At 45.2% G+C, this 5,300-nt stretch carries 4 protein-coding genes; all 4 read right to left on the minus strand.

What is annotated here, in order from left to right; all coding sequences use genetic code 11:
* Nucleotide 1: 1 nt before the first annotated feature.
* Complete coding sequence (locus LJE11_RS18460) at nt 2-913, minus strand: conjugal transfer protein (RefSeq protein WP_129981352.1); 912 nt, start codon at nt 911-913, stop codon at nt 2-4.
* Between the two features lie 16 nt (nt 914-929).
* Nucleotides 930-1,937 carry a C40 family peptidase gene (locus LJE11_RS18465; RefSeq protein WP_129981353.1) on the minus strand — a complete coding sequence of 336 codons (1,008 nt, stop codon included), beginning with the start codon at nt 1,935-1,937 and terminating at the stop codon, nt 930-932.
* Nucleotides 1,934-4,144: a CD3337/EF1877 family mobilome membrane protein gene (locus LJE11_RS18470; RefSeq protein WP_129981354.1), complete on the minus strand. Its 2,211-nt coding sequence runs from the start codon at nt 4,142-4,144 to the stop codon at nt 1,934-1,936. The genes LJE11_RS18465 and LJE11_RS18470 overlap by 4 nt, the downstream gene beginning before the upstream one ends.
* A partial coding sequence (locus LJE11_RS18475; RefSeq protein WP_227296363.1) for an ATP-binding protein occupies nt 4,144-5,300 on the minus strand: 1,157 nt, incomplete at its 5' end. The genes LJE11_RS18470 and LJE11_RS18475, both read right to left, overlap by 1 nt.

The raw sequence follows: 5,300 nt of genomic DNA on the forward strand, positions 1-5,300 counted from the left end.
TTTATCCTACAATCTTCCAGTTACTATCCTTATGTAGCACAAGCTCATACTGCGATACCTGCGTCGCTTTTGTCTGATTATCAATGAATTTTACCGCAACCTTGACTTTCACATTGTCGCCGTCCTTTATAAAGATAGGGTTTACCAGTTCAGAATAAAGGTAGTCCCTGCCGATAGGTTCAATCACATTTCCCAATACATAGTAAGCAAGCTCTTTTTCCGTCGCTGTTGGGTACAGCTTAAAGAATGTTTCCAGAAAAGCGGTAGCGTCATTTACCGTATCAGCGTCCACGCTTGCGTCTGCTTCTGGTGTCTTAGGCTCATAGTCTGATTTTTCAACTGCTGGTGCAAGGGTAGGGTTTTGAACGATTACCATATCCCCGTCTGCGTCCACATAGACTTTTACAGTATAGGTTGCTTTCACATTGCTTGTCTGTTCTCCCTCTTTTATCTGCTGATCTACTTCGTAGGTAGCAGAAAAAGTGTCCGTTCCCGACTGTTCGATACTCCATACAATCACATCTGTAACCGTGGAGCTGGTTGGTATATCGGTTCTAATGGTATCCACATTCAAGCCCTGCAATTCCTTTGTCAGATAACCGTTGATTGCCTGCGTCCTTGCTTCAATCGCTTCTTTGCTGTTATTCCATGTGTAATAGGACTTCGCAAAATTCTTCACGAAATTTTCTATCCCGTTGGTGTCCTGCAAGCGAAGTTCAATGATTTCTTTTTCATGGGTGGTGTGCTGGTCGATAGCCGTAAAATTCTTATACACCCCAAAGCTCACGCTTGCGACAAGCACCACCCACAACGCAATCACGGTTTTCTTATGTGTGCCTACCTTGACAGTACGCACCTTTTTTTCTTTTGGTTCTTTGATAGTTTCTGTCTGTTTCTTATTCTTCTTAAACATATTTTTCAAGTCCTTTCTATTGTTTTACTCGTCCTGCACCGATTAAGTGCTGTTGCCAGTAACTACTACTTAGGTCTGCATATCCTATCGGGTCGCCTGCATGGTACATCTGGTTATTTCCTACATAAATGCCGACGTGGGTTACATACGAACCAGCGTTATAGGTAGAATGGAAAAACACCAAGTCCCCAGCCTTTGCCTGCGAGAGTGGGAGATGTTGGGTAGCGTCATACTGTGCTTGTGCCGTTCTCGGTAAAGAGATACCAGCTTTTCCATAGCACCATTGCACAAGTCCGCTACAATCAAAGGAAGTGTTCGGGTTACTGCCACCATATACATACTTCCAGCCTTGATATTTCAACGCTTCATTCATAATCGCTTGTGCCGTCGCATTATCAAAATGTGCCACGGTCAGATATTGATTGAGTAATTCTACGTAGAACATATTTCCGTAACCATATCGCCAGCCCCCGTTCTTCGCAACGGCTATCGGGTTAGTATAGGTTACTTTCTTTCCACCCGACTTTTCACGGGCGAAGCTCTCTGCAAGATTAAAAGTGTGTTTCTTTCCTTTTCCAGCTACATAACCCACATAGCCACCGCCATAGTTATAAGACTGTATTGCTACATTCAAGTCGTCGATACCTTGATTTTTGCAGGAAGAAAGCAGGGACGCAAAATACTTACACCCCTGCTTGATTGAGCTTTCCGTATCTAAAGAGTTGGGCGGTAAACCCAGACTTTCCGAACTCTGCATAACATCTTCTGCCGTACCGCCACTTTCTACTTGAATGATAGCAAGTAGCACATTGACATACTCGGAGATACCGCTTTCTCTGGCGTACTTTTCCACCATAGGCTGATGTTTCAAGACTTCTGCGGATAAGTTCATACCCGTAATGCCAGAAGAAAAGTTGCTGTTCTCATCGTCGCTGTCCGCACTAATCAGCACCCCAAAGAAAAGCACCAGAGAAAAGAGGATAGGAAACAGACTGCCGATAAGAGCGATATGTTTCAGTTTCATTTTTTCTTCTGTCCTTTCTTCGTTACAAGGTTACGAGTTTTCTCTATGGTCTGTTGGTTCTTCTGGACGGTTTGCGTTTGCTGAACCTTTATCCTGCGGTCTTTGGTGTCATTCTGGTGTGTTTCCTGCGATACCACTTTTTCTACATTCTGCCTATGTACTGGCTGTGCAGGCTGGGTCGCTTTTCTATCAGAAGCACCAGAAGATAACGGACGCTCTTTTACAACATTCGTCTTGACTGGCGCACTTGCTTTTGAAGTGGTCGCTGTGGCAGGGCGTTTCACTTCCTGCATTTTTTCCGCACTCGGCTTTGGAATGGTTGAAGCTGTGGCTGGTCGCTCATGGGGACGGGTAGCTCCCGTTGTCGCTGATCCGTCCGTCTTTCGCTGTGCCTGCCTTGCTTCTTGTGCCTTTTGAAGCTCAATACGCTTGTCAGCGATACTCTGTCTATGCTGTGCCTGCCTTTCCAATCGTCCCGACTGTCTGGACTGCTGTTCCTGCACCATGCCACGCTTGAAGTCGGACACGCTGGACTTTGCCTTTTCCTTTGTGGAATACACCGCATAAGCGGTCTGTGTCGGCATATCCTTGATATTCTCTTTGACAGCATTTGCCTTGTCTTTCACTTTATTTTTCGTATCTAAGACAGCACCCACCTTTGAGCCTGCACGCTGTCCCACGCTGGAAGTGGTATTGCCCCGATTTTCTTTAGAAGCGGTATTTTTTCTTTCAGCCCGTTTGCCAGCAACGGCACTTCCAGCAACCGCACCAGCGACACCGCCCGAAATACCGCCAGCACTTACCGCCCTTGCAATACGGTGTTCCATACGCCTAGCCCGATGTCGCATAAACAGATACGGTCTGCGGAAAATCCTGTGTCCCATGCTTTGACTGTCGCCAGCATTAAGTGAGAACATACTCATTAAGTCGCCCAGCTTCATGTAGATACCAGCGAAACACACTATCTGCAAGAACGCCACCATAAAAAACGGATAGTCCGTGGAGATGTTATAAAACATACTGGAAATGCTGAACGCTACTGTTACAATGAGCGTTATTCCTGCCCGTGTCATTATGGTATTAAACACCCTCACGATTGCCTGCTTTGCCATGCTTTCATAACTCGGTATCATGGAAAGTAGAAAACTGATAGGTAAAAACATTGCAAAGATAATAAAAAGTATCTGGCTAAACAACATCATGCCCGTAAGCAAGAATACAAATATCGTTATCCCTAAATTGAAGAACAGTAGGAAGAACACCATACCTAAACGGTTCACTACCTGCGGTATTGTCAGATTGTTGTTGTCGTTGTCCTCGATTTCTGTTTTCACGACTTCCTCTCTGGTTTTCCCGTCCTCGTCCTCTGGACTTGCCGATACAAGAGCTTCGACACGGTCTGCCCCGATTTCTTCTGTGTTGCTGTTACCGAATTGCAGAAGTAGCCACGGCTGTTCCACTTGAATAGAAAATAGGCTGTCCCGTATCAAGTCCACGCTGTCCTTGCCCTCGCTGTCAGAGTTGGGGAGCATGATTTTTGTTCCCAAGTCCAAAGAAGCGGTACTGATGTCTGATGAAAATTCATTTATCTTCTTGATATAGTCGGGAGCGTAGGCAATAAAAGAAGCGGACAGCACGAACACCACCACAAAGTTGATAACAGCGTGAAGTGCCTTGCTGGTTTCCCGTTTTATCAGTCCTGTATAGGCAACATAAAGTCCCACCACTAAGATAATGAGAAGCAGGAAACCGACATAAAAGCCAGAGCTGGAAAAACCGTTCTGTGTTACGCCTGCAAGGGTCTGTATGCTTTTTCCGATACTGTCTGCCATATCGTTAATAAAATCAAGTTTATAGGTTTCCTGCACCACATAGCCCGTGGCATTGCTTAAATAAAGGCTTATCGTCCAGACAAAGTTGGTAATGCAGTAAAGCCCGTACTGTACCGATTTTCCAATGCCGTCCAGCCAGTTCCACGGCAACCACGACCAGCTATTATCCACATAAAAATCAAGCTGGTAGTTAGATAACGGATATTTTGAGTAAAGATTTTCTGCATTGATAGTATCGTCTACAAGTCCCGTTGCATGAGCCACCGTCCCCAAAAGTGAAAGCAGGATAAGGGAGAGTGCCACCATGAACAGAGCCATTTTGAGAAAGTGAAGTATCTTCCTTTTTGTGAACGCACCTTTTATCCTTTCTTTCATCACTCCACCTCATTTCTCTGTACGGGCGGTCTGGTATCAAAGGCGTGTAGCAGTTCTTCAAAAACTGGGTGTATCTGTACCACACCGACACGCCCGTATAAGTCCTGCAATAAGCATTGTCCGTTCTCCAAATCACGAAGCCGTTTCTGGTTGTTTTCATCGTCCTTGTCGATACCGAAAAATTCTAAGGTCTGTTTTATCTCGTTGATGTCAGTAGAACGGAAAGCGAATTTTAAGCCGATATTGTTTTTCAGACTTTCCTTTGCCACGTCCCCAGAAGATTGTGTAACGAAATAAACGCCTGCCTGCATAGCTCGTCCAGCACGCACCAGCTTATTTGATAAGGTTTCGCCTTGTGCCACATTTAAGAACGCCCACGCTTCGTCCAAATCGACAATCTTAAAAATGCTTCTGTCCGAATGGATAAAATCAAGGGCAAAAGTACTAATCACAATCAGCATAGACACCGACAATAATTCAATGGTCGTGTATTCCTCAAAGGTCGTGTCCTTATCTGGCAATACTAAGTCCGCTACTTGAATGATATTGAGTTGGTTATCCAGACTGATTGCATTTTCTACCGTACCGTCTGAAAACAGCAGGTGTGCAAAGTCGTAGTCCGTGAAGCTGTCGATATGGTCTGCGATATTTCTTGCTATGGGCGTATCTTCACGGCGTAGCTCGTCTATCACATGGAGCAAGCCTCGTTTGTCGCTCTGGGTAACGGAACGAACCGCCTTACGTAACACAGGAAATTTTTCGCCGTCCCTAGAGGAAATACCCGTAAGGAATGTTAAGATGTCGATTGCCAGACTTTCAGCGTCTTTTACATTCTTCATAATCACAAACGGGTCAAGAAGTCCTGCATTGCCTTTATCGCTTGTTAGGTTTACGATATTGATTTCATGGGCGATTTCTGGAAGTGTTTCTTTCCAGTTGCCACGCTCACTTTTAGGGTCTAAAATGACTGCTTGACCGCCAAACAACACCGAATAATACACCAGAAGATTGTTGCAGAACGACTTTCCACCGCCAAGCGAACCGACAAAAGCAGACGCTAAAGCGTTGGTAACTGTACCTTTTACGCCCTGCGAAGCTAAAGACGGTTGCAGGTACACATTTCTTCCCGTATCAACGGAATAGCCCATATAGATAC

The sequence above is a fragment of the Blautia sp. DFI.1.216 genome (assembly GCF_020594215.1).
Taxonomy (GTDB): Bacteria; Bacillota; Clostridia; order Lachnospirales; family Lachnospiraceae; genus Blautia_A; species Blautia_A wexlerae.

Coding starts and splice junctions, on each gene's coding strand:
- LJE11_RS18460 (WP_129981352.1), bottom strand. CDS start 913: ATGTTTAAGAAGAATAAGAAACAGACAGAAACTATCAAAGAACCAAAA.
- LJE11_RS18465 (WP_129981353.1), bottom strand. CDS start 1,937: ATGAAACTGAAACATATCGCTCTTATCGGCAGTCTGTTTCCTATCCTC.
- LJE11_RS18470 (WP_129981354.1), bottom strand. CDS start 4,144: ATGAAAGAAAGGATAAAAGGTGCGTTCACAAAAAGGAAGATACTTCAC.